Origin of the sequence: Peptoniphilus phoceensis (assembly GCF_001517665.2) — a bacterium.
Classification (GTDB): domain Bacteria; phylum Bacillota; class Clostridia; order Tissierellales; family Peptoniphilaceae; genus Peptoniphilus_A; species Peptoniphilus_A timonensis.
This window is the reverse complement of the sequence record NZ_LN999809.1, coordinates 500,782-525,776: the sequence shown is the minus strand read 5'-3', so window position 1 is coordinate 525,776 and position 24,995 is coordinate 500,782. Positions and strand designations below refer to the sequence as shown.

Genomic DNA, 24,995 nt, shown 5'->3' with positions numbered 1-24,995 from the left:
GACTCATGACTTTTAGTAAATTAAAAGCCTGGGAGATTGCCCAAGGATATAGAAATAGAGATTTTTCTTGTGAAGAAGTTACAAGAGAATTTTTAGATAATATTAAAGAAAAAGATAAAGATATTAATGCTTATATTACAGTTACTGAAAAGATGGCAATAGATCAAGCAAAAAAAGTTGATGAAAAATTTCATAATAGAGAAGAAATGTCAGCTCTTGCTGGAGTTCCAATTTCTATAAAGGATAATATTTCAGTTAAAGATGTAAAAATGACATGTGGATCTAAGATGCTCGAAAATTATATTGCTCCATATGATGCAAGTTTAGTAAAAAAAATAAAGAAAAATGATGGAGTAATATTAGGTAAGGTAAACTTAGATGAGTTCGCTATGGGGGCATCAACAAGAACTTCATATTTTGGTGTAACAAAAAACCCCTTGGATTTAACAAGAGTTTCTGGTGGTTCATCTGGAGGATCCGCTGCTTCAGTAAGTGCAAATATGGCAACTATATCAATTGGATCCGACACTGGTGGATCTGTTAGACAACCTTCTAGTTTTTGTAAGACAGTAGGAATGAAACCAACTTATGGTTCAATTTCAAGATTTGGAATGGCAACTATGGCTAATACCTTTGATCAACCAGGTGTTATTGCAAATGATGTAAGAGACCTCACAATGATGTTTAATGTAATAGAAGGTCGTGATGAAAAAGACGCAACCTCTGTGGGTAATCCTGGGTTAAATTTTGATTTTGATTTTTCTGATGATTCAATAAAAAATCTTAAAGGAAAGAAGTTTGCTATTCCAAAAACTTATTTAAATATGGATTTAAATGAAAGGGTAAGTGGTGAACTAAATAAAGCTATTGAAATTTTAAAGGAAAATGGAGCAGTAGTAGAAGAATATGAAATTGAATCACTTAACCATGTGATTGAAACTTATAATATTTTAGTAAATGGTGAAATTTCATCAAATATGGCACGTTTTGATTCTATAAGATACGGTCATAGAACAGATAAAAAATTTGAAACAATAGAAGAAATGTATCGTGCTTCAAGAAGCGAAGGATTTGGCGACGAAGTTAAGAGAAGAATAATGATTGGTACTCATATTCTTTCTATGGATAATGCAGACGAATTTTATTATAAGGCTTTAAAAGTAAGAGGTCTTATTAAGAAAGATATGGATAGGATGTTTAAAGATTATGATTTTATGATTTGTCCAACATTCCCAGTTCTTCCGTTTAAAATTGACGATGACATGAGTCCTGTTGAAATGTATCAAGCAGATTTATTTACTGTACCTGCAAACATTGTTGGATCTCCTTCAATTTCATTGCCAATGCCAGCTGGAGAAGATGGTCTTTCAGTTGGAATAGAATTTACTGGAAAGAGATTTAAAGATAAAGATTTACTTCAAGCATCATTAGCTTTTGAAAGGAGTTTAAATAAATGAAATATAAAACAATTGTAGGTTTAGAAATTCACGTTGAACTTTCTACGGAAACAAAAGCTTTTTGTTCTTGCAAGAATACTTTTGGTGATGAACCTAATACAAATGTCTGTCCAGTTTGTTTAGCTCTTCCTGGAGGAATGCCTGTATTAAATAGAAATGTAATTAACTATACAGTAATGGCAGGTACTGCTTTTAATTGTAAAATAAATAATAAATCTAAATTTGATAGAAAAAATTATTTTTACCCAGACTTAACTAAGGGATTTCAAATTACTCAAAATGATGAACCTATTTGTACTGATGGATATCTTGAAATTGATACAGATGAAGGTAAGAAAAAAATTGGTTTATTCCAAATTCAAATGGAAGAAGATACTGCTAAGAGCCTCCACACAGAAGAAAATGAAACCCTTATGGATTACAATAGATGTGGAGTTCCACTTATTGAAATTGTAACAAAACCTGATATATCAAGCGGTAAAGAAGCTCGTGAATTCCTTGAAAAATTAAAATCAACATTGAGATTTCTAGATATTTCTGACTGTAAGATGGAAGAAGGATCTCTTAGATGTGATGTCAATGTCAATGTCAAAAATGTGGAAACTGGAGAAAAGACATCTATAACAGAAGTTAAAAATCTTAACTCCTTTAGAGGTGTTGAAAAAGCTATTGATTTTGAAGTAGATAGGCACATAAAACTTCTTGAAAATAATGAAGATGAAATTAAAACAACAAGAAGATGGGACGATGCGAAAAATGAAACAGTCTTGATGAGAGTTAAATACACAGCAAATGATTATAGATTTGCACCAGAAGGAGATCTTCCAATAGTTAATATTACAGATGAAGAGATAAAAGAAATAGTTGATAAAATGCCAGAACTTCCATCTCAAATGATAGAAAGATTTGTCGATGAATATAAAATAACAGAAGAAGATGCGTCTGTATTAACTTCATCTAGAGAACTTGCTAATTTCTTTGAAGAACTTGCAAAAGATTTTTATGATTACACTTTACTTTCAAATTGGATTCAAACTGAAATATTAAGAAGAGTAGAAATAACTGATGATGTTAAATTTGAACTTCCATTTGAAAATAAGCAATTTATTGAACTTTTAAAGTCAATTAAGAGTGAAAAAATAAGTAATAATGCTGGTAAAAAAGTTTTAAGAGAAATGTTTGAAACAGGTGATGGTGCTCAAGAAATAATTGAGAGACTTGGACTTGTTCAAATGACTGATCATTCAGCTATTGAAAAAATAGTTGATGAAGTTTTAGATGAAAATGAACAATCTATTATTGATTTTAAAGAAGGTAAAGACAGGGCACTTGGATTTTTAGTTGGCCAAGTTATGAAAAAATCTAGAGGAAAAGCAAATCCAAAAATTGCAAATGAAATGATTGTTAAAAAAATTAATGAAAGATAATCTTATTCTTTAAAACCCTAGTTACAATATAACTAGGGTTTATTGTAATTAGAATACCCCTGGTTAGACCAGGGGTTCAATTTAGCTTTAGCGATGAAAAACTAATAAAAAAAGACCTCCATGTTAAAATAAATTGTGGTTTACCAGAACACAAAAATAACAGGAGGTTTTTTATGAATTTAAATCATACACATAGTCTATCACATACAAAATGGAATTGTAAATATCATGTAGTGTTCGCTCCGAAATATAGAAGAAAAGTATTTTACGGAAGCAAAAGATTAGAAATAGGTGCAATATTAAGAGAGCTTTGCAACTGGAAAGGAGTTAACATAATAGAAGCAGAAGTTTGTCCAGATCACGTGCACATGTTGTTAGAAATACCACCAAAATTGAGTATATCTAGTTTTATGGGATTTTTAAAAGGCAAAAGCAGTATTATGATATACGATAAGTGGGGTAGCTTAAAATACAAATACAGAGGAAGGCAATTTTGGTGCCGAGGATACTATGTAGATACAGCAGGAAAAAATACAAAAGCAATAAAAGAGTATATTCATAACCAACTTAAAGAGGATGAATTAAGTGGTCAGATAACAATGGACAACACAGACCCCTTTAGGGGTTAGCTAGTAGTAATTGCAAGTGGTAAACCACAAGCGTCCTTGAGACGCAGCTAGCAAAAAAGGTCCTTTGGACCGCAAAAGCAAAACCACCGGCTACGCCGGTGGATTTTTATTTTTTAAGTATTTATACTATTATTTTTATAATTTCTAATTAATTCTCTTATTATTCTGACAATACCTTGAGATAATACAATGCCCAAAGCCAAAGCAGATGTAGTGAGTGTTGTTTTAATAACTTGCTCTCTCATTACTACATAGTTTGATTCTATAAAATAATACATAATATAATACATGCCAGCTCCAGGAACAAGGGGAACTAAACAAGGTAAGGTAAATACTGTTGCCGGTTTTTTAAAATACACAGCAAAACTTTCAGAAAAGACACCTATTAAAAATGAAGAAATTAAATAAGAAATCATATAATTATCAGAAAAATCATATAAGAGTTCATATACAACCCAAATAAAACCTGACAATGCTGAAGTAATGAGTCTAACTCTTTTGGGTAATTTAAAATAGATTGTAAAACCATAAGTTGCTAAAGTCGATAAAAGAAATTGTTCTAGACTTCTCATAATATAAACCTCATAATTTTCAAACCAACACCAACTCCAAAAGCTATGGCAAGAGCAATGAAAAATGCTTTAATCATGGTTATAGCACCTGTTATAAATTCTCCACTCATAATATCTCTGACAGAGTTTGTTATAGCAACTCCAGGAACAAGAAGCATTATTACTCCGATAACTATATTGTCCACATTTGAACCGAATTCAAAATGAACACATAGAATTGCAAGTATTGATGTTATAAAAGCACAGATAATATTATTTATAAAAAAGGAAAGTTTCAGATAACTTAATTTATCCAATACAATCGGGATTAAAATACCAATTAAAAAGCTAGCAGCAAAATCCTTTATATTTCCTCCGAATAAAACAGAGAAAAAAGAGGCCGCAATTCCTCCTGAAAAATATATTTTATATGGACTTTCTTCTTTTCCGTCAATTTCAAAAAGTCTATCATAAGCTTCCTTAATTGAAAGGTCTTTTGAGACAAATTCTCTAGAAAAGGAATTTACACAATCAATCTTGTAAAGATTTGTATCTGAAATTGTAATTTTTCTAAAATTGCTAAGAGTTTCACCTTCAAATTCCATAGAAATAAATATAGCGGAAGGAAGGGCATAAGCCGCAACATTTGAAATATTAGAAACAGATTTACAAATTCGCTCTATTGTATCTTCAGCTCTATAACTTTCTGCTCCATTTTGGATGAGAAGTGCACCAGTATATAATGATAGGTTCATTAAATCTTTAGCATCTTTTATATTATTTAAGACTTTAGCCATTTTATCACCAAAACAATTATACTATGCAGTTTTTTTATTCTCAATCTAATTAGTAAATTGATTATGATAATTTAGTTTGATATAATATTTAAAATAGGGGTGATTATATGGAAATGCCCATAATTTCAATAATTGGCAGACCAAATGTAGGCAAATCTACACTATTTAATAAAATAGTTGGAAAAAAGATATCAATTACAGAAGACACACCAGGTGTTACTAGAGATAGGATTTATCAGCCTGCTACTTGGCTTAATTATAAATTTTTATTAGTGGATACAGGCGGACTTGATTTAAAAGATGAAGACATATTTATGTCTAGTATTAAGGCACAAATAGATATAGCTTTAGATACTTCAGATGCCGTTATATTTGTTGTTGATGGAGCTGAAGGAATAAATCCTACAGATAGAGAAATTTCAAACTTTTTAAGAAAAACTAAAACTAAAGTAATCCTTGCTGTAAATAAATTTGATTCAAAAATAACAAAAGAAAATATTTATGATTTTTACGAATTAGGTTTAGGTGAACCTATAGGAATTAGTGCAGAACAAGGAACTGGTATAGGTGACCTACTAGATGAAGTGGTTATGGATTTGACACCATTAGATGAAATTGAAGAAGATGATAACATAAGAGTAACCCTAATAGGAAAGCCTAATGTTGGTAAATCTTCTTTACTAAACTATTTGACTGGCGAAAATAGGTCTATTGTAACAAATATACCTGGGACAACAAGAGATTCAATTGATTCATTAATTAAATACAAGGATAATGAATATATATTTGTAGATACTGCTGGACTAAGAAAGAAAAAGAAAATTGCTCAAGGAGTTGAAAGATATTCAGTTATTAGGACTTTAACAGCAATTGAAAGATCAAATGTATGTGTCCTTATGATTGATGCTCTCGAAGGTGTAACGGAACAAGATTCCAAAATAGTTGGATACGCTCATGATAATAATAAGGCGATTATAATAGCTGTAAACAAGTGGGATGCTCTCGAAAAAGAAACAAAAACTATGAAGAACTTCGAAAAGAGAATAAGAGAAGAGCTTCCTTTTGTTTCATATGCTCCAATTGTTTTTATATCTGCTAAAACTGGTCAAAGAGTTGATGAATTTTTAGATATGATTGAGCTTGTAAACAATAATTACAATCATAGAATCCAAACTGGAGTGTTAAACGACATACTTAATAAAGCTGTTTTAATGAATCAACCACCATCAGATAAAGGTAAGCGTGGCAAACTTTATTATGGATCTCAAGTAAGTGTAAGACCTCCAAAATTTCTATTATCAGTAAATGATAAAGAACTTTTCCATTTTTCTTATTTGAGGTATATAGAAAATCAAATTAGAGATACCTATTCCTTTGATGGAACTCCAATTATTTTAGAACTAAAAAATAGAACTAATGTAAGATCAGATAAGGGACCTAGAAGATGAATTATATCTTAACTTTGATTATTTCATATTTTTTAGGAACAATTTCAGGTTCATACATTATTGGAAATATATTTTTAAATAAAGATATCAGAAAATACGGTTCTGGTAATGCTGGGACAACAAATGCCATGAGAGTTCTTGGAAAAAAAGCAGGAGTTTTAACTTTTTTAATTGATTTTTTAAAGGGAGCTATTGTAACTATATTAATAAGAAAATTATTTGGATATAACTTTGTTCCTCTTGGAATACTAGCTGCAGTAATTGGACACGATTTTCCATTTTATATGAATTTTAAAGGTGGAAAGGGAGTAGCTACAACTTTAGGAGCATTAGCTTTATTTAATTTTCCGCTAACATTGATATGTTATATAGTGTGGTTATTGGCAACTATAATTTCAAAAATGGTTTCTGTAGGTTCAATTTTATTTTTTGGATCAATTATTATTGTCTACAGTTTTATGTCAGACCTTTCAATTTATAATATTATTCTTATAAATATAATTTCTATTATTGGAATTATAAGACATAAAGAAAACATAAAAAGAATTATGTCAGGTAATGAGAATAAAATAGGAGGTAAAAAATGAATCTTACTCTTTGTGGAGGAGGAAGCTGGGGAACTGCAATAGCAAGGTTACTATCTAATAAGGGCCACAAAGTTAATTTTTATATCCGAAACGAAGAAGTTATTGAAGATATTAAAATAAATAAAGAAAATTCAAAATATCTTCCAGGGGCTAAGTTTGAAAAAGAAATTAACTTAACAAATAATTTAGAAAGTGTGCTTGATGGAATAGATGCTTTTATAATTGGAGTACCGACTTCTAGTACAAGAGAAATTTTAAATAAAATAAAAGATAAAATTTCTAAGGATACAATTATTGTTAATCTTTCCAAAGGAATAGAAGTTGAAAGCCTAGATAGAATATCAGAAATTTCCAAAGAAATATTAAAAGATAATCCCTTTGTAGCTTTATCAGGGCCATCTCATGCTGAAGAAGTTGGTAAAGATATACCAACAACTCTTGTAGCATCTTCAGAAAATCTTGAAGTTGCTCAACTAATTCAAAAAGAATTTTCAACACCTATATTTAGAATTTACACTAATCCAGATTTAGTTGGTGTAGAAATGGGTGGTGCTTTAAAAAATATAATAGCTTTAGCAGCGGGGATGAATGATGGTTTAGGCTATGGTGATAATACTAAGGCAGCACTTATGACTCGTGGTATTTATGAAATGAGTAAACTTGGAATATCTCTTGGAGCAAATCCTCACACCTTTAATGGACTATCTGGAATTGGTGATTTAATAGTTACATGTACTAGTATGCACTCAAGAAATAGAAGAGCAGGTATATTAATTGGTGAAGGCAAGTCAATGGATGAAGCTTGCAAAGAAGTTGGTCAAGTAGTTGAGGGAGTGAAAACTGTAAAATCTGCATATAAACTTTCTCAAGTAAAAGGAATCGAAATGCCAATCACAAAAGCACTATATAGAGTTTTATATGAAGGTTATGATCCTAATAAAGCTGTTTATGAGTTGATGACTAGGAAGAACAAAGATGAAATTGAGCAAATCTTTTTCGAATAATTTCTTATTAGAAGACTTTATGATATAATTATTTAGTAAATAGGTGGTTTTTTGAGTAGATCTTTAAAAAAAAATAAATATTTTAGAAGAAGAGTTATTGCTTGTATAATTATTTTATTTTTGCTAATGATTTTCGGAAAGTTAATAAGAGGAAATCGTATAAGTGATTATAAGACTATTTTTCCAACTTTAACCACTTTTGAAAAAGACATTGACACAAAAATCTATAATATCTTTGAAGAAAAAGCATATTTTGCAAAGGGAGATGGAATAGTTGTATTTCATGCCAGTGAAGGTCAAAAAGTCCCTTCGGGTTATGAGATTGCAAATTTAAATTTAATGGAAGATGTGTCATCTCTTAATGATGAATTAACAAGAATTAATGCAGCTATTAAAATAAAAAAAGGTATAGAGCCAGTTGAGAGAGAGAATAGTAAAGGATTTACTAAAAATTTACAAGAACAAATAAAAAACAAAAATTTTTCAGGAGTGTATTTTGATTTAAATTCTACTGATAGTGAAATTAATGAGAATATTAATGCTGCTGAATTAAAAGAATATTTAGAACTTTCAGAAGAAGAATTAAATATTAAAAAAGATGATCTGGAAGAAAAGATCTCAAAATATAATTTTTCTTATAAATCAGAATTTAGTGGAATTGTTTCTTATAAAATAGATGGAAATGAAGAACATTTTAAAATTGATGATTTAAACAAGTTTACATATAAATACTTGGAAAAAAATTATTCTTTTAAAAATCTTGAAATGGAAACTAGAGTAAAAAATGGAGATCCTCTTTTTAAGATAATTAATAACTTAAATTGGAAACTAGCTTGTACAATAAACAATGCCTCAAATATATCAAATTACAATGTTGGAGATTCTGTAAAGATTCAAATTCCAGAAATCGAAGATATTTATGGAGTAGTTGAACAAATTAACAAAGATGATAATCATGCTGTTATTATTGTCAGTCTCGATAGATATTTTGAAAATATGTATTCTAATAGAGTTCATGAAGGAAAAATTATTGTAAATAAAACAAAGGGATTTGAAATTCCTAAATCCACATTGATTGAAAGAAATAATCTAATTGGTGTTTATGTACAAGAAATAAAAGGACTTGTTAAATTTGTTCCAGTTGAAATAGTAAGTGAATCTAACGATACCGTATTTATAAACAAGGGAAATAAACAGTCAGTTATAAGTATAGGTGATAAATCCTATAAGACTTTAACTGTGAACGATGCAATCGTGATAAATCCAAAAACTGTCGATGAATCAAGAATATTAAACTGAGGTGATAATTTGGATTTAAAAGACAATTTGAATAAACTTTATGAAGATATAGAAATTGCAAAGGAAAAATCAAAATTTAAAAGAGATGTGGAGTTAATTGCAGTTTCTAAAACTCATCCTGTGGAAATGATTGATGAATTTAATAAATTAGGTCTTACTGAATTTGGTGAAAATAAAGTACAAGAACTTGTTTCTAAGATAGAGGATGAAAAAATAAAAGAAAATGTAAAAAATAATAAAATAAATTTCCATTTAATTGGCAATTTGCAGACGAATAAAGTAAAATATATTTATAATAAAGTAAAACTAATCCAATCACTTGATAGGTTAAAATTAGCTAAAGAAATAAATAAAAGAGCTAATAAAGATAATATTTGTGTTGATTGTCTTGTTCAAATTAATATTGGAAATGAAGAAAGTAAGTTTGGAATAAATTATGAAGATACAGAAAAATTTATTTACGAACTTTTAGATTTTAAAAACATTAATATTAAAGGACTTATGGCTATTGCACCTAATACAAATGATGAATTATTACTTAGGAAATTGTTTGAAAAAATGAACAATAAGTTTGAAGAAATCTCATCAAAAGGGTATGAGGGCGTAGAAATGAAGTATTTATCAATGGGAATGAGCCATGATTTTAAATTGGCAATAGAAGAAGGATCCAATATGATTAGGGTTGGTTCTAAACTATTTGGAAATAGGAATTATAATTAGGAGGATATTATGGCAGAAAAAACTATGGACAAATTAAAGAAAATCTTTGGTTTTGCAGATGAGTATGAGTACGAAGATTTTGATGATGATTTTGAAAATGAAGTAAATGAAAGTGAAGCAGTAGAACCTGCTTACACACCAAAAACAGTTAGTCACAAACCAGCAACTAAGTCTAAATTATCAGCTAGCAATATGGTTATAACAGTTCACGAACCACTTTCCTATGACGAATCACCATTAATTGTTGATGATTTAAGAGATTTTAAAGCAGTTGTTTTAAACTTTGAACAACTTGATGTTGACGTAAAAAGACAAATTTTTGATTTTGTAAGTGGAGCTCTTTATGCTCTTGACGGTAAGATGCAAAAGGTAAATAAAGATATTTTTATTCTTGCACCTAATAATGTTGAAATCGATGGATTAAAAGAGCAACTTAAAAATAACGGAATGTTTCCTTGGTAAATTTAAATAGAATAGATTTAATTAATCACATTAATAGACCTGAAGAAAAAATTTCTATTAGAAAAGTTATTGACAAAATGGAATCTGTAATAAATAGTCATATTCCGACTTCTACAGATTTTTTAAATCCTCACGAGATTAATTTATCTATTTCCGTTTTAAATAGGTTTAAAGATAATATATCTTACAAAATAGATGGGGGATATGAAGATTCTGAATTATCTATAATTTACATATACCCCAGCTATATATATGAAAATATAGGTAGTGATCTTGTCCTATTTAAATTTGAATCAAATAAAAAAATTAAACATGGTGATGTACTTGGTTCACTTATTGGATTAAGTATAGACAGAGGAAAAATAGGTGATATTTTAATTGGAGAAAAATTCACTTATTTTTTTGTTAAAAGAGAAATTGCAAACTTTGTTGAAATCAATCTTAATAAAATTTCAAAATACAATATTTATCTATCAAGAGAAAATGGTGTTTCGGACTTACCAAAAAAGGAATACACTTATAAAAAAATAATTGTATCATCTTTTAGACTTGATAATTTAATTGCCAAGGTTTTTAATATTTCAAGATCTAAAGTTAAAGAAATGATTAGTGGGGAATTTGTTAAGGTTAACTATGCTATCGAAACAAGATCTCACATTGAACTTGAACTTAATGACCTGGTATCCTTGAGAAAATATGGTAGATTCAGAATTTTCGATTTAGAAGGAAATACAAAAAAGGGTAATTTTGTATTGATAGTAAGATTAAATAAATAAGGAGATAATATGTTTGTTGCTATATTTAGCATAATTTTAATAATTATAGATCAATTCACAAAATATTTAGCTGCTACAAATTTGGCTAATCAAAATTCTTTGGTACTAATCGATAATTTTTTAAGGCTTTACTATATAGAAAACAGAGGCGCTGCATTTGGGATTTTACAAGGATTCAGGTCACTTTTTGCTATTATAACTATAATTGTTCTCTTGGCTTTGATTATTTTTTTGTTTAAAAATTACAATAAAGTTCCCTTTATTTATCTATTAAGTTTTAGTTTGTTAATAGGTGGAACTATAGGAAATTTTATCGATAGAGTTAGACTTCATTATGTTGTAGATTTTATTAGTATGAAATTTTTTGGACATGATTTTGCAATATTTAATTTTGCTGATGTTTTTATTGTTATAGGGACAATATTAATTTCAATTGGGATAATTCTACACGATAATAAAAGGTGATTTATGTATAAAAATAATTTCACTGTTGATTTAAGTTCTGAAGGACTTAGATTGGACAAATTTTTAGAAAAAGAACTAGATATTAATAGGTCACAAATTAAAAAAAATATTGATCTTGGAAATATTTTGTTAAACAAAAAAGTTGTCAAAGCAGGGTATTGTTTAAAATGTGGAGACGAAATAGAAGTTTCTTATGAGGATGATTTTAGAATTCTACCTGAAGAAATTGATTTTGATATTATTTATGAAGATGAATATTTAGCAGTTATATCAAAACCACAAAATTTAGTTGTTCATCCTGGAGCGGGAAATAAAAAAGGTACATTGGTAAACGGATTACTTAATCAATTTGATGAACTATCTAACCCAATTGATTCTGAAAGACCAGGAATAGTACATAGGCTGGATAAAGATACTTCTGGTTTAATGATTATCTCAAAAAAAGAGGAAGCATATTATAAATTAGTTGATATGTTTAAAAACCGTGAAATAGAAAAACATTATTTAGCTATAGCTCATGGAAATATATTTAATGATTTTGATGTCAATGAACCAATTGGTAGAGATCCAAATAATAGAATAAAAATGAAAGTCATTGAAAAAAATTCTAAAAGTGCATCTACAAGCTTTAAAGTTCTTAAAAATTTTAATGATTTTTGTCTATTAGATGTTCACCTTCATACAGGAAGAACGCATCAAATAAGAGTGCATCTTTCTTATGTAAATCACCCAGTAGTTGGTGATGAGCTGTATGGTAAAAGAAATAAGTTTAAAATTAATAAACAGCTTTTACATTCTTATAAACTTACATTTATTCATCCAATTACAGGTAAAAAAATGGAAATAGTGGACAAATTTCCAAAGAGATTTGAAGATTTTATGGCAAAATTTAATGGGGAGATAAAAATTGAAGGAATATGATGTTATAATTGTAGGAGCAGGTGCAAGTGGAGTATTTGCTTCATATGAATTTAAAAAATTAAATTCAAATTTAAAGGTCCTTGTTATTGATAAGGGTAATGAAATTTACAAGAGGCAATGCCCAATAAAGGCAGGAAAAGTTGAAAATTGTATATCATGCAATCCTTGTAATATAATGAACGGTTACGGCGGAGCTGGGACATTATCTGACGGAAAATATAATATTACTACTAACTTTGGTGGACAAATCCATGAATTTCTTGGCAAGGATAATTCTATTGAGCTTATGGAATATGTTGATTCTGTACTATGTGGATTTGATGGTGGAAATTCAAAACTCTATGAAACTACATCCTCTAATTTAAAAACCCTTGCACTTAAACATGATTTACATTTATTAGATGCTAAAGTAAGACATTTTGGGACAGATAGAAATGTTAAGATTTTAGAAAAAGTTTATGAATGGACTAGAGGTAAAGTTGAAATGATTTTTAATACAACTATAGTCGATGTTGATAAAGATGAGAAATTTAAACTTACAACTGACAAGGGTGAAACTTTTCTTTGTGATAAACTTGTTCTAGCTTCAGGAAGAAGTGGATCAAAATGGATTTCAAAAATTTGTAAAAAATTTAATATAAATTTGTTTTCTAACCAAGTTGATATTGGAGTGAGGGTTGAACTTCCTGCAGAAGTTTTTAAACATATTACAGATGCGGTTTATGAATCAAAAATCGTTTATCAAACAAAGGGATATAATGATTTAGTAAGAACATTTTGTATGAATCCTTATGGTCAAGTAGTTGCTGAAAATACTAATGGAATTATAACGGTAAATGGTCACTCTTATGCTGATCCAAAATTACAATCAGATAATACTAATTTTGCTCTTTTAGTTAGTAATAAATTTACAGAACCTTTTAAAGATTCAAATGAATATGGAGAATCTATTGCAAAATTAAGTAATATGTTAGGCGGGGGAGTTTTACTTCAAAGGTTTGGTGATTTAGTTAAGGGTAGAAGGTCTGATGAAAGAAGAATGCAAAAATGTTTTACAGAACCAACTTTAAAAGCAACGCCTGGCGATTTATCTCTCGTTATACCAAAAAGACAGTTGGATTCAATTATTGAGATGATATATGCTCTTGACAAAATTGCTCCTGGTACTGCAAATGATGATACTCTCTTATATGGTGTGGAGGTCAAATTTTATAACTCAAGAGTTGAAATTGATAATAATTTTGAAACTTCAGTTGATGGTTTATTTGTAGTAGGTGATGGTGGAGGTGCTACTCATTCACTTTCACAAGCATCTGCCTGTGGAGTTTATGTAGCTAGATATTTAAATAAAATTTTATCTTAAGGGTATGCATATGCATACTCTTTTCTTGATAAATAGGCTATTTTTCAGTTATAATATAAAGATATGAAATGAGGATATAAATGGAAAATAAAGAACTAATTAATGATATTAATAATAATGTAAATGAATATATTAGAAGTATAAAAGAAAATGTTGATGATAAAAAAGCGCTTATAATAACGCATGGCTGTCAAATGAACGAGCATGATTCTGAGAAAATAACATGGCTGCTAGAAAAAATGGGATATTCTTTTGTCAATGAGATTGATGATGCAGATCTAATTATTTTAAATACTTGCTCTGTAAGACACTCAGCAGAGGATAAAGTTTATGGTCAACTTGGAAATTTAAAAAATTTAAAAAATAAAAAAAGAAATATAAAAATAGCTGTTTGTGGATGTATGATGCAAAGGGAAGAGTCAAGAAATTATGTTATTGAAAAATTTCCAAATGTAGATATAATTTTTGGAACAAATAACATTTGGAAGCTACCAGAACTTTTAAGTTTATCCTACGATGGAAAAAAACTTGCTATTGATATCGAAGAAAATGCTTTGAGTATTGATGATAGCCTTGGAGCTAACAGACTTTATAAATTTAAGTCTTATGTAAACATTATGTATGGATGCAATAATTTCTGCTCGTATTGTATTGTACCTTACACTAGGGGAAGAGAAACTAGTAGAAGACCTGGTGAAATTATAAAGGAAATTGAAGAACTCGCTAAAAATGGAACTAAGGAAGTTACTCTATTAGGTCAAAATGTAAATTCTTATGGCAAGACATTTGATGATAAATTTACATTTGCTAATCTTTTAGAAGAAGTTAATGCAATTGATGGCATTGAGAGAATTAGGTTTATGACATCTCACCCTAAAGATATATCTGATGAGCTAATTTATTCGTTTAAAAATCTTGATAAGCTTTGCAACTTCTTACATCTTCCTGTTCAAGCAGGATCATCAAGGGTTTTAAAAATGATGAATAGAAAATATAGTAAAGAAGATTATCTTAGAAAAATTGATAAGGTAAAAAGTGTTAATCCAAATATTGCCTTATCAACAGATATAATGGTAGGTTTTCCTGGAGAAAGTGAAGAAGATTTTCTTGACACCTTAGACTTAGCAAAAAGAGTTGAATACGATACATCTTTTACCTTTATATATTCTGTTAGAGAGAATACTCCTGCAGCAAATAGAAAAGATCAAGTTCCTGACAAAATTAAACATGATAGGTTTGAAAGGCTTCTTGATGTTTTGTACCCTATACAAGAAAAGAAAAATAAAGCTTTTATTGGTAGGAATGTAGATGTCTTAGTAGAAGATATTTCAAGAAAGAATGAAAGTAATGTTAGTGGTAGAACTAATGAATTTAAACTTGTTAACTTCAAGGGTGACAAAAGTGACGTTGGTAAAATAGTTAAAGTTAAAATTAAAGATGCAAATAGTTTTTCTCTAGTGGGTGAGAAAGTTGAATCGTGAAAAATTAACACCAATGATGCAGCAATATCTTGCTGTTAAGGATGAAAATCCAGACTCTATTTTATTTTTTAGACTTGGAGATTTTTATGAAATGTTTTTTGATGATGCTCTATTAGCATCTAGGGAACTTGAAATTACTCTAACTAAAAGAGATGCTGGTTTAGAAGAAAAAGCACCTATGTGTGGTGTTCCATACCATGTTGCTTCGTCATATATATCTAAATTAATTGATAAGGGTTATAAAGTTGCCATTTGTGATCAAGTTGAAGATCCAAAGCTTGCAAAGGGAATAGTAAAGAGAGAAGTAACACAAATTATTACTCCTGGAACTTTTACAGACACAGAATATCTAAAAAGTGATTTAAATAATTATCTTCTTTCAATTTTTATACAAGCTTATTATATAAATCTCACTTATTCAGATTATTCAACTGGAGAAATATATTTTATAGAAAAAACTTTTCTATCAAAAGCTGAACTTTATCATTTTTTAAGGGATCAAGTTGACAGAATAAGTCCTAATGAAATCTTAATAAACGAAGAAGAAATTGAAAAATTCAAAAAGAGTCTAAAAAAAGACAATGCTTTTTTAAATGCTTATATATCAGAAAATTTAAAAAAAAGTAATTTAATAAAAGATTTTGGAGATTATTTTAGTGATACCTTTAAAGATAATTTAAAAAACTTTTTAGACAAAAATAATATTAATGATTATATTTCATTAAAAAAGTTATTACAATATCTAGTAATCACTCAAAAAATAAATTTAAAACATATAAATAATATTTCATATTATAATAATTTTGATTTTTTATTTTTAGATGAAAGTTCTAAAAGGACATTAGAAATAGTAAAAGGTTTAAATACATTTACAAAAAAAGGCTCACTATTAGATGTTTTAGATAAATGTAGTACATCTATGGGATCAAGAAAATTAAAAAAATGGGTTGAGAGTCCTCTAATAAATTTGGAAAAAATTGAAAGAAGACTAAATCTAATAGAGTCTTTTACAAAAGATTTATTGCTTTTAGATAAATTAGAAAATATTTTAAAAGAAGTTTATGATATTGAAAGACTTGTTGTTAAGATATCAAATGGAACTATAAATCCACGAGAATTAGTTTCTCTTAAATCAACAATTGAAAATTCTAAGAAAGTAAAGAAAATTTTAGAATCACAAGATAATTTTTATTTAAATTTATTGTCAAAAGATTTCATAGATTTAGACGATATTTCTTCTGAGATAGATAATGTCTTAATAGATAATCCACCTGTAATTATTGAAGAAAATAGAATAATAAAAGAAGAATATTCTAAGGATTTAGATGAATTATTTAGAATATCAATTGAAGGTAAGAATTGGCTTCTTGATTTTGAAGAAAGAGAAAGAAAGCGTACAGGTATAAAAAAATTAAAGGTTAAGCATAACAAAATTCTAGGTTATTTTATTGAAGTTACAAAATCTTTCTTAGATCAGGTTCCAGAGGATTATATAAGAAAGCAAACTTTAGTAGGTTCAGAAAGATTTTTTTCTGTGAAATTAAAAGAAATGGAAGGAAAGTTACTTGGGTCTAAAGAAAGGGCTCTTAACCTTCAAGCTGAAATCTATAACAAACTAAAGGATTTTATTGGAAAAGAAATTTATAGAATTCAAATATTGGCTGATAAATTATCTGATCTGGATTCCATTTTATCTCTTGCAAAAGTTTCGAATTTAAATAATTATACCAGACCTAAATTTAATAATGATGGTTTTATAGAAATAAAGGAAGGAAGGCATCCTATTGTCGAATCATATATGAAAGATGATTTTTTTGTACCTAATGATACTTTTATTGATACAAAAAATAATATGATTCATATAATTACTGGACCTAATATGGCTGGTAAGTCCACTTATATGAGACAAGTTGCCTTAATAACAATTATGGCACATATAGGTTCTTTTGTTCCTTGTGATTCATGTAATATTTCTCTAGTGGATAGAATTTTCACTAGAATTGGTGCAAGCGACAATTTAGCAAAGGGACAGTCAACTTTCATGGTTGAAATGCAAGAAGTTGCAGATATTATTGAAAATGCAAGTTCAAACTCGCTTTTGATTCTTGATGAAGTTGGAAGAGGGACTAGTACTTTCGACGGGCTTGCTATTGCAAATGCAATAATTGAATATATTGCAGAAAATATAAAAGCTAAAACGCTTTTTGCAACACATTATCACGAATTAGTTCATCTTGAGGAAAAATATGATTCAATTGAAAATTTAACAATAGCAGTTGATAGACAAGATGACGATATTATTTTTTTGAGAAAGATAATTCAAGGTTTTACTAATAATTCTTATGGAATTGATGTTGCAAAATTAGCCGGTATAGATAATAAAATAATAGATAGAGCAAAGGAAGTTCTGGCGGTAATAGAAAAGGAAAATGAAGGCATTAGTATAGATCTAAACAAAGAATTTGTTAAAGATGAACATGAAAATCCTGAAATAATGAACTTTATTAATAAATTAAAAGAAATTAATATTCTTGAAATAAATCCTATGCAAGCCTTTAATATATTAGATGAAATAGTAAAACGATCTAAGGAGTTATGATGATTAGACTTTTAGATGAATCAACAATTTCAAAAATAGCAGCTGGAGAAATAATTGAAAATCCTGCTTCAATAGTTAAAGAATTAGTAGAAAATTCTATTGATGCTGGATCAGATGATATTTTAATAGAATTGAGAGGAGAAAGTACAAATTACATTAAGATTACTGACAATGGTTCTGGTATTTCTGAAGATGATTTGGAGATTGCCTTTCTTCGCCATTCTACATCTAAACTTGAATTTATAGAAGATCTAGAGAAAATAAGAACTCTAGGATTTCGAGGAGAAGCACTTGCTAGTATTGCAAATATATCAAAAATAAAATTGATGACAAAAACAGAAGAAGATCTTGCTGGCAATTCTTTATTAATTGAAAATGGAAAAATTATAAAAAAGAATAAGATAGGCATGCCTAAAGGAACTAGCTTTATAATTAATGATGTTTTTTATAATACTCCAGTAAGAAAAAAATTTTTGAGAAAAGATTCTACTGAAATAAGTAATATAATAGATATTGTACAAAAAATTGCACTTAGCAATAATAACATCAAATTTACACTTATAAGAGATGGAAAAACCATATTAAATACAGGTAGTGATAAAAATCCTATAAATAGAATATTTTCAATTTTGGGTTCTGAGATAGCTTCTTCTTTAAATGAAGGATATTTTGAATCTGAAAATTATAAAATCAGAGGTTTCTTCTCTAATAACAAACTTTTTAGATCCAATAGAGATAGTCAATATATATTTGTTAACGGAAGATTTATTAGAGATATTAATATTTCTAGAGCTGTAGAAAAAAATTATTCCTCTTTAATTCCACTTAATAGATATCCAGTATTTGTACTCTATATCGATATTGATCCCAAGTTAATTGATGTTAATATTCATCCAAAGAAAAATGAAATAAAAATCTCTAATGAAAATATTTTGACTTCATTATTGTCAGAAGTAGTCGAAGAAGTAATTTTTCCTAATAGATCCATTAGAGAAATTGAAATAGAAGAAAAAGAAGAAAATATAAATATCTTTGATATATTTGATGAAGAGGATAGCGAAGAAAAAGTAAGTAACTCCAATGAAAATAATCAAATTAAAAGTAATAATGAAGTAAAAAGTATTTGGGAACTTGAAAATGAATTTAATGTAGACGATAATCTATATTCTGACTCTCTTAAAGAGGATTCGATTTTATATAGTGAAGATAAAAAGACTAAAGATAAAGACAAAACTTTTCATGAAGAAAAAAACTTTTTATTTAATAAAGAAGTCAGTCATATAGATGAAGATCTTCTAAATACTAGGATTGTCGGTGTGCTTTTTAAAACTTATATTATACTTGAAAATCAAAGAGATGGAAAAACTTTTATAGTTGATCAACACGCTGCTCATGAAAGAGTTAATTATGAGAAATTTCGAAGAATGTATTTAACTAGTGAAATTTCTTCACAAATTTTAATTAAGCCCGAGATTATTGAGTTAAATCAAATAGAGTACGATAAGATAATAAATTATATAGATTTATTCATAAAACTTGGATTTAAAATTGATGATTTTGGTGATCAATCAATTGTATTAAGAGAAGTTCCAATGATTTTTGGAATGCCAACATATGTAAATTTTATTAGAGATATAATTGATTCTTTAGATAGAGAAATTTCATCAAATTATGAGGCGGATTTATATAAGATTATGAGAAAAGCTTGTAAAGCTTCTGTAAAAGCAGGAGACGATCTTTCAAATATAGAGATTGAATCACTTATAAGAGATCTTAAAAATTGTGAAAATCCTTATACTTGTCCTCATGGTAGACCTACAATTGTTGAAGTTTCTAAACATACGATATCAAAATTATTTTTGAGGGAATAAATGGAAAAATTAGTAATAATAACGGGACCAACTGGAATAGGAAAAACTGAGCTTTCTTTAGAACTTGCAAAAAAATATAAAGGGGAGATTATTTCCAGTGACTCTATGCAAATATATAAAAAATTAGATATTGGAACTGCTAAGATAGACCTTAGTAAAACTACTATTCCTCACCATATGATTGATATTGTAGAAGCAAATGAAACTTTTTCTGTAGCAGAATTTAAAAATATGTCAAAGGCTATTATTAGCGACATAAACAAAAGAGGAAGGGTGCCCTTTGTCGTAGGCGGGACAGGACTATACATCAATTCTCTTGTTTATAATCTTGACTTCACTGAAACAGAAGCAGATTATCAATATAGAAATGAATTAAATAAAATATTAGAAAACGAAGGAAGTGAAGTTCTATATAATAAATTATTTGCTCTTAATAGTGATATGGCAAAAAAAATTCATAAAAATAATGGTCAAAGAATAATTAGAGCCCTTGAAATCTTAAAAGATGGTAATATAAAAGGAAATAAATTTAGAGAAGAGAATAAGGATTATAACTTAGTCTATATTGGGTTAAATATGGATAGAAAAAGACTTTATGACAAGATAAATAGTCGTGTCGAAAAAATGATAAATCTAGGTCTTGTTGAAGAAGTTCAAGGTCTATTAAAGGAAGGAATAGATAAAAACTCCCAATCTCTTAAAGCTATAGGTTATAAAGAAGTTATTTCATATTTAGATAATGAAATTGATTATTATGAAATGGTTGACTTAATTAAGAAAAATTCAAGACATTATGCAAAAAGACAATTAACATGGTTTAGAAGAGATGATAGGATAAAATGGTTTGACAGGGAATCAGATAATTTGCTAGAAGATATAGAGAATTATATTAATTGTAAGTTATATGAATAGTTTAGGAGAAAAGATGACAATATACGATAAATTATTTGAAGAAGAGTATGACATAGATTCAAGAATAATTAAATTTGTAAATAATATAGAAAGTAAGTTACAAGATAAATTTCAAAAAGTTAGTGATATTGCACAGTATAATCAGGTTAAAATTTTAAAAGCAATGCAAGAAGAAGGACTCAAAGCAACAGACTTTAATTGGACAACAGGATATGGATATGGTGATATTGGTAGAGATAAGGTAGAAAGCATATATACTAAGATTTTTAAAACAGAAGATAGTTTAGTTAGATCTAATATAGTATCAGGAACTCATGCTATTACACTTGCTATTAAGGCTGTGTTAAAGCCAGGAGATCATTTTTTATCTGTAACATCAACACCTTACGATACCTTGCAAAAGGTTATAGGAATTAGGGGAAATAGTGAAGATTCATTAATCAATAGCGGCTATGAATATTCAGAAATTCCTTTAATAGACAATAAAATAGATGTAAAAAATATAAAGAATTATATAAGAGAGAACACAAGTCTTGTTATAATGCAGAGATCAACAGGTTATTCTAATAGAAGAGCTTTTACAATATCTGAACTTAAAGAAGCAATAGATGAAGTAAAAAAAATAAATAAAAATATAAAAATCTTTGTTGATAATTGCTATGGCGAATTTACAGAAATTTTAGAACCAAGTGAAATTGGTATCGATATAATGGCAGGATCCCTTATTAAAAATCCTGGTGGTGGTCTTTGTTATACAGGAGGATATGTAGCTGGAAAAGAAGAACTTGTTGAAAGAGCAGCAAATATTCTTACAGCTCCAGGTATTGGTAAAGATTGTGGCTTAACTTTTGGGATGACAAGACAAATTCTTCAGGGACTTTTTATGTCTCCAAAAATTGTTGAAGATGCTATAAAAGGGGCTACTCTTTTTTCTAAAAGTTTTGAAGAACTTGGATTTAAAACAATACCGGCAAGCTCTGACCCTAGAAGTGATATTGTTACTGCAATTGAATTAAAAAAGCCAGAGATTCTTGAGATTTTTTGTAAATATATTCAATTTTCATCTCCAGTAGACTCTGAATTCACTCCAATAGCTTGGGATATGCCAGGTTATGATGATAAAGTAATAATGGCAGCAGGGGACTTTATAGAAGGTTCTTCAATAGAACTTTCAGCTGACGGACCTATGAGAGATCCATATTATGTTTATTTCCAAGGAGGATTGTCTTATTATCACATTAAGTTTGCATTAATACATTTATTAAATGCACTTGACAAAGAAAATTTAATTACAATAAAAGATAATTAAAAAATAGAGATGCCTTTATGCTTCTCAAAAAATTAAATCTTTTAATATTTAATTTTAGAAAAACCTTACTGTTTTTTAAAAGCAGTAAGGTTTTTATTTTAGTTAATTTTTCTGTAAAGTCCAACAATTTTTCCTAATATTTCGACTTTGTCAAAGTAAAAAGGTTCCATAGAATCATTTTCTGGTTGCAATCTATATCTATTTTCTTCTTTATAAAAAGTTTTTATAGTTGCTTCATCTTCTATTAGTGCTAAAACTTTTTCTCCATTTCTAGCGGAATTTGTCTTTTCAATTATTACATAATCTCCATCAAAAATTCCTGCATTAATCATACTTTCTCCAGAAACCTTTAAAATAAAAAGTTCTTTATTTGAAACATATTCAATAGGTAATGGCATAGTGTCTTCTATATTTTGAACAGCAAGAATAGGGGAGCCAGCAGTTACTTTACCAAGTACAGGAACATCAACAGTTTTCTTTTTAAGCATTAAAATGTCATCATCTTGAGGAACAATTTCAATAGCTCTGGTTTTAGATGCATCCTTTCTAATATAGTTAGTTGATTCTAATTTTTCAAGTGCATAGTAAACAGTGGAAGTTGATTTAATATTACAACCTCTACATATTTCACGAACAGTAGGTGGGTATGACTTGGACTCAATAAATCTTTTTATAAAAAATAAGATTTCAAGTTCTCTTTGATTTAATTCATCATACATGGATATACCTCCTCATTTTTATACTATCATAATACCATACTTGAACAGGTATTTCAAACGATAGTTTAAATAATTTTTCTAAACTATTGACATTATAGAACATACGATGTAACATATGTTTAGAACTTATATTTGATACTTATGTTTGATACAAAAGTTTAAACTAAAACGAAACAACATTTTGAGGTGATATTATGAAACGTAAAATTGTAATAAATAAACCAAAGGTATTATTATTTTTGCTATTTATTTTTATATTTAATTCTGGATTAATTGTAAAAAATGATTATGATTTAAATAATAATGAAGAAGAAATAATTTATGATGTTTATACTGTTAAGAGTGGGGACACTATTTGGAGTATTTCAAATAATTACGAATATAAGAATAAAATGAAATTTGTAATGGACATTGAAAAAGCAAATAGCATTTCCTCATATGATATAAAACCAGGATATAAACTAGCTATACCTATCTATAAAAGTAAATAGATTAAGCCATTATACGCACTTTTTAGTTTGACTTATGCTTTTAAAAGATATACAATTATTTTAAGGCTTTGGCCTTAATTATGATTTTAAAATTTGAAACATGAAAACTAAATAGGAGGTGTGTAGAATGGATTTTAGTAGTACTTTAATATCTATTTTAATCGGTATTATTGGCTTAGCTATAGGCTATGCTATTAGAAAATATATTTCTGAAGGTAAAATTAAAAATGCTGAAGAATTATCTAAAAAGATAATATACGATGCTGAAAATCAAGCTCAAACTCAAAAGAAAGTTTTGCTTGTTGAAGCTAAAGAAGAGATTCAAAAGTTAAGATCTGAACAAGAAAATGAAGCTAAGATAAGAAGATCAGAAATTAAAGAATTAGAAGATCGCGTTTTATCTAAAGAAAAATTGTTAGATAAAAAGTCTATTCAAGTTGAAAAGAAAGATGAGAAACTTAGCAAAAAATTAGAAGGCTTGAGAGAAAAGGAAGATCAAGCTGATGAACTTGTTAAAAAGAGAGAAGAAGAACTTCAAAAACTTGCTGGTCTTACTAAAGATGAAGGTAAAGAAATTCTTCTAAATGAACTAAAAAAAGAAATAACTAATGAATCAGCACTAATTATTAAAGAAAACGAAAACAGAATCAAAGAGGAATCTGGAAAGTATGCTAGAAATGTTATAGCTCAAGCTATTCAAAGATGTGCTGCAGATCAAGTAGCAGAGTCTACAGTTGCTGTTGTAAATCTTCCTAATGATGAAATGAAGGGAAGGATAATAGGACGTGAAGGTAGAAATATTAGAGCAATTGAGTCTATAACAGGCGTAGATTTAATTATCGATGATACTCCAGAAGCAGTTGTTTTATCTTGTTTTGATCCAATTAGAAGAGAAATTGCAAGAGTTGCTCTTGAAAAACTTGTTAATGATGGAAGAATCCATCCAACAAAAATTGAAGAAACTGTTGAAAAAGCTAAAAACGAAGTAGAAACTATTATCAAGGAGTCTGGTGAACAAGCTGCTTATGATGCAGGAGTTCATGGACTTCATCCAGAAATTATTAAATATCTTGGTAGGTTGAAGTATAGAACAAGTTACGGTCAAAACAACTTAAAGCATTCTGTAGAAGTTTCTGAAATAGCTGGAATTTTGGCTGGTGAAATTGGTGCAGATGTTAAACTTGCTAAGAGAGGTGGATTGCTTCACGACTTAGGAAAGTCAGTTGATAGGAATCTAGATGCTCCACATGTTGATATTGGAGTTGAAATTGCAAGAAAATATCATGAGTCTGAGTTTGTTATAAATGCAATCCAATCTCATCATGGTGATGTTGAACCTAATTGTGTTGAATCTGTTTTGGTTCAAGCAGCTGATGCTATCTCAGCAGCTAGACCAGGTGCAAGACGTGAAACTGTTGAATCATATATTCAAAGACTTGAAAAACTTGAAGAGATTGCTAATGATTTTGACGGTATTGAAAAGTCCTATGCTGTTCAAGCTGGACGTGAAATACGCATAATTGTAAAACCTGAAAAGATTTCTGAAGCAGAAATAACTATTACTGCAAGAGAAATTGTTAAAAGAATAGAGTCTGAATTAGATTTCCCTGGTCAAATTAAAGTTAATGTAATTAGAGAAACTAGGGCAGTTGAATACGCTAAATAATTGAGAACCTGACTAAATGTCAGGTTTTTATTTTTATAGAA

23 protein-coding genes are annotated in these 24,995 nt (G+C 28.5%); 20 read left to right on the top strand and 3 right to left on the bottom strand.

Annotated elements, in window-relative coordinates; genetic code table 11:
• Positions 1 to 5 precede the first annotated feature (5 nt).
• From gatA to tnpA, 3 genes are all read left to right on the top strand, one after another.
• Positions 6 to 1,457, top strand: a complete 1,452-nt coding sequence (gene gatA / locus BN3657_RS06725; RefSeq protein ID WP_062552290.1) for an Asp-tRNA(Asn)/Glu-tRNA(Gln) amidotransferase subunit GatA — start codon at positions 6 to 8, stop codon at positions 1,455 to 1,457.
• A complete protein-coding gene (gatB, locus tag BN3657_RS06720) occupies positions 1,454 to 2,884 on the top strand; it encodes an Asp-tRNA(Asn)/Glu-tRNA(Gln) amidotransferase subunit GatB (RefSeq protein ID WP_062552289.1) in 1,431 nt (476 codons plus the stop codon). Before gatA ends, gatB begins: the two co-directional genes overlap by 4 nt.
• Before the next feature lie 173 nt (positions 2,885 to 3,057).
• On the top strand, positions 3,058 to 3,513 hold the full coding sequence (gene tnpA, locus BN3657_RS06715; protein ID WP_062551533.1) for an IS200/IS605 family transposase: 456 nt from the start codon (positions 3,058 to 3,060) through the stop codon (positions 3,511 to 3,513).
• Between the two features lie 113 nt (positions 3,514 to 3,626).
• Here the strand turns inward: tnpA and BN3657_RS06710 are convergent, their stop codons facing one another.
• Together BN3657_RS06710 and BN3657_RS06705 are read right to left on the bottom strand one after the other, a co-directional pair.
• The gene (locus BN3657_RS06710; RefSeq protein ID WP_062552288.1) at positions 3,627 to 4,085 is read right to left on the bottom strand and encodes a threonine/serine exporter family protein; all 459 of its coding nucleotides are present in this window, start codon (positions 4,083 to 4,085) and stop codon (positions 3,627 to 3,629) included.
• A complete protein-coding gene (locus BN3657_RS06705; RefSeq protein WP_062552287.1) occupies positions 4,082 to 4,861 on the bottom strand; it encodes a threonine/serine exporter family protein in 780 nt (259 codons plus the stop codon). Before BN3657_RS06705 ends, BN3657_RS06710 begins: the two co-directional genes overlap by 4 nt.
• Positions 4,862 to 4,968: 107 nt before the next feature.
• Between BN3657_RS06705 and der the strand changes: the two genes are divergently transcribed.
• The 15 genes from der (at position 4,969) to BN3657_RS06630 (ending at position 22,078) form a co-directional block, all read left to right on the top strand.
• On the top strand, positions 4,969 to 6,309 hold the full coding sequence (der, locus tag BN3657_RS06700) for a ribosome biogenesis GTPase Der (RefSeq protein ID WP_062552286.1): 1,341 nt from the start codon (positions 4,969 to 4,971) through the stop codon (positions 6,307 to 6,309).
• Complete coding sequence (gene plsY / locus BN3657_RS06695; protein ID WP_062552285.1) at positions 6,306 to 6,896, top strand: glycerol-3-phosphate 1-O-acyltransferase PlsY; 591 nt, start codon at positions 6,306 to 6,308, stop codon at positions 6,894 to 6,896. The genes der and plsY overlap by 4 nt, the downstream gene beginning before the upstream one ends.
• Entirely contained in the window at positions 6,893 to 7,900 is a 1,008-nt protein-coding gene (locus BN3657_RS06690) for an NAD(P)H-dependent glycerol-3-phosphate dehydrogenase (protein ID WP_062552284.1), read from the top strand. The genes plsY and BN3657_RS06690 overlap by 4 nt, the downstream gene beginning before the upstream one ends.
• 51 nt (positions 7,901 to 7,951) lie before the next feature.
• Entirely contained in the window at positions 7,952 to 9,199 is a 1,248-nt protein-coding gene (locus BN3657_RS06685) for an HlyD family efflux transporter periplasmic adaptor subunit (RefSeq protein WP_062552283.1), read from the top strand.
• Between the two features lie 9 nt (positions 9,200 to 9,208).
• Positions 9,209 to 9,919 (top strand): YggS family pyridoxal phosphate-dependent enzyme, encoded by a 711-nt coding sequence (locus BN3657_RS06680; RefSeq protein WP_062552282.1) that lies wholly within the window; start codon positions 9,209 to 9,211, stop codon positions 9,917 to 9,919.
• A gap of 9 nt (positions 9,920 to 9,928) precedes the next feature.
• Entirely contained in the window at positions 9,929 to 10,381 is a 453-nt protein-coding gene (locus tag BN3657_RS06675) for a cell division protein SepF (RefSeq protein WP_062552281.1), read from the top strand.
• Positions 10,375 to 11,157, top strand: a complete 783-nt coding sequence (locus BN3657_RS06670) for a YlmH family RNA-binding protein (protein ID WP_062552280.1) — start codon at positions 10,375 to 10,377, stop codon at positions 11,155 to 11,157. Before BN3657_RS06675 ends, BN3657_RS06670 begins: the two co-directional genes overlap by 7 nt.
• Before the next feature lie 9 nt (positions 11,158 to 11,166).
• Positions 11,167 to 11,622: a signal peptidase II gene (gene lspA, locus BN3657_RS06665; protein WP_062552279.1), complete on the top strand. Its 456-nt coding sequence runs from the start codon at positions 11,167 to 11,169 to the stop codon at positions 11,620 to 11,622.
• Between the two features lie 3 nt (positions 11,623 to 11,625).
• Positions 11,626 to 12,543, top strand: coding sequence for an RluA family pseudouridine synthase (locus tag BN3657_RS06660; protein ID WP_062552278.1), 918 nt, complete (start codon positions 11,626 to 11,628; stop codon positions 12,541 to 12,543).
• A complete protein-coding gene (locus BN3657_RS06655; protein ID WP_062552277.1) occupies positions 12,530 to 13,906 on the top strand; it encodes an NAD(P)/FAD-dependent oxidoreductase in 1,377 nt (458 codons plus the stop codon). The genes BN3657_RS06660 and BN3657_RS06655 overlap by 14 nt, the downstream gene beginning before the upstream one ends.
• A gap of 80 nt (positions 13,907 to 13,986) precedes the next feature.
• Positions 13,987 to 15,387: a tRNA (N6-isopentenyl adenosine(37)-C2)-methylthiotransferase MiaB gene (gene miaB, locus BN3657_RS06650; RefSeq protein WP_062552276.1), complete on the top strand. Its 1,401-nt coding sequence runs from the start codon at positions 13,987 to 13,989 to the stop codon at positions 15,385 to 15,387.
• Entirely contained in the window at positions 15,377 to 17,986 is a 2,610-nt protein-coding gene (mutS, locus tag BN3657_RS06645; RefSeq protein WP_062552275.1) for a DNA mismatch repair protein MutS, read from the top strand. Before miaB ends, mutS begins: the two co-directional genes overlap by 11 nt.
• On the top strand, positions 17,986 to 19,857 hold the full coding sequence (gene mutL / locus BN3657_RS06640) for a DNA mismatch repair endonuclease MutL (protein WP_187363627.1): 1,872 nt from the start codon (positions 17,986 to 17,988) through the stop codon (positions 19,855 to 19,857). Before mutS ends, mutL begins: the two co-directional genes overlap by 1 nt.
• Positions 19,858 to 20,769 carry a tRNA (adenosine(37)-N6)-dimethylallyltransferase MiaA gene (gene miaA / locus BN3657_RS06635; RefSeq protein WP_062552273.1) on the top strand — a complete coding sequence of 304 codons (912 nt, stop codon included), beginning with the start codon at positions 19,858 to 19,860 and terminating at the stop codon, positions 20,767 to 20,769.
• Between the two features lie 13 nt (positions 20,770 to 20,782).
• Complete coding sequence (locus BN3657_RS06630; protein ID WP_062552272.1) at positions 20,783 to 22,078, top strand: methionine gamma-lyase family protein; 1,296 nt, start codon at positions 20,783 to 20,785, stop codon at positions 22,076 to 22,078.
• 98 nt (positions 22,079 to 22,176) lie between these two features.
• Here the strand turns inward: BN3657_RS06630 and lexA are convergent, their stop codons facing one another.
• A complete protein-coding gene (lexA, locus tag BN3657_RS06625) occupies positions 22,177 to 22,797 on the bottom strand; it encodes a transcriptional repressor LexA (protein WP_019138301.1) in 621 nt (206 codons plus the stop codon).
• A gap of 194 nt (positions 22,798 to 22,991) precedes the next feature.
• On the opposite strand from lexA, the gene BN3657_RS06620 reads away from it, so the two are divergent.
• A complete protein-coding gene (locus BN3657_RS06620; RefSeq protein WP_062552271.1) occupies positions 22,992 to 23,288 on the top strand; it encodes a LysM peptidoglycan-binding domain-containing protein in 297 nt (98 codons plus the stop codon).
• 127 nt (positions 23,289 to 23,415) lie between these two features.
• The gene (gene rny / locus BN3657_RS06615; protein ID WP_062552270.1) at positions 23,416 to 24,954 is read left to right on the top strand and encodes a ribonuclease Y; all 1,539 of its coding nucleotides are present in this window, start codon (positions 23,416 to 23,418) and stop codon (positions 24,952 to 24,954) included.
• Positions 24,955 to 24,995 lie beyond the last annotated feature (41 nt).